This is a genomic window from Streptomyces aureus, assembly GCF_001418135.1.
GTDB classification, from domain to species: Bacteria; Actinomycetota; Actinomycetes; order Streptomycetales; family Streptomycetaceae; genus Streptomyces; species Streptomyces aureus_A.
In genome coordinates this window covers 1-1,124 of the sequence record NZ_LIPQ01000704.1, presented here as the reverse complement: position 1 = coordinate 1,124, position 1,124 = coordinate 1, and the positions used below count along the sequence as shown (strand labels likewise).

At 74.8% G+C, this 1,124-nt stretch carries 2 pseudogenes; one reads left to right on the top strand and one right to left on the bottom strand.

From position 1 onward, the window contains the following. Positions 1-186: pseudogene (locus AOK00_RS41105) on the top strand (hypothetical protein); the annotation flags it as partial. Here AOK00_RS41105 and AOK00_RS36310 read toward each other — a convergent pair. Continuing rightward, a pseudogene (locus tag AOK00_RS36310) lies at positions 183-1,124 on the bottom strand (serine/threonine-protein kinase); the annotation flags it as partial. The pseudogenes AOK00_RS41105 and AOK00_RS36310 overlap by 4 nt on opposite strands.

Sequence of the window (1,124 nt, the reverse complement as noted above, 5' to 3'; positions counted from 1 at the left end):
GTCGTCACCCGTCCCGTGGACGGCGTCGGCCCCAGCCACCTCGCCCTCGCCCACCGCGCGGACGACACCCGCCCCCTGGTCCGCGCGTACGCCGAGGCGGCGGCGGGGCGGTCGCGGCGACCGGGCCAGGCCGGGCACGCAGGGCAGGCAGGGCAGCCGGGGCACGCAGGACGGTCGGGCTCCTAAGAGCGGTAGTACTCGTTCGGTTCGCCGTCGAGCATCGGGTAGACGAGGAGCCGGTCCTTGCCGTTCAGTTTGTCGACCAGGAGGTAGCGGGAGAGGCCCTCCTGGCATTCGCGGTCCCAGGCGTTGGTGTCCCGGGTGGCGGGGCCGATGATCAGCAGGTTGCCGACGCCCGCGAGGACGGCCGTGGTGCCGCAGGACCAGTCCTCGTCCATGAGCACGCCGTCGACGGTGCGCGGATAGCCGTCGAGGACGCTGACCACGGGGGCCCCGACCGGGCCCTGGGTGATCGTCACCTGCGAGGTGTAGCGCTCGTCGTTCTCGCCGTAGATCTCCGGGGCGGGGATGCGCGACCAGCGGCCGAGGAAGCGGGCGGGGACGACCTCCGTGCCGGTGGGGGCCTTGCGGAAGGTGGCCCTGGCCGTGCCCGAGGTCCACTCCAGGACGTCGGGGGAGCGCAGCGTCAGCGTCTGGTGGGCGGCGGGGACGCAGCGCTGGGCGGGCACGCTGGTCGTCACGTCGGACTCGCCGAAGACGACCTTGTCCTCGTCCGCGGAGACGAGCCGGGAGCGGCCCATGCACAGGCGGTTCTCGGCGACCTGGACGTAGACCGCGTTCTTGGCGCCCGCCGCCCCCTGGGTGATCTCGAACCGGGCGGTCTCCCGCGGGTGATCCTGGGAGCCCTGGATGACGCCCTCCCAGGCGCCGAGGAACGCGGCCGGGACGATGCCGGCGGGGCGGGCCGCGACGTTGCCCGTGCTGCTCGGGGCCCGGTTCTTCTGGTCGTCCATGCCGGTGTCCGGGTCGGGCCAGAAGGTGTACGTGAGGGTGGCCGCGGCCGCCACCGCGAGGGCCGCGAGCGCGGCGGCCATGGCCGTCCGGCGCGGGCGCCCGGCCTGCGGCTGGGGCGCCGTGGAGGCGGTGGACGGGAGGGGAGTGGG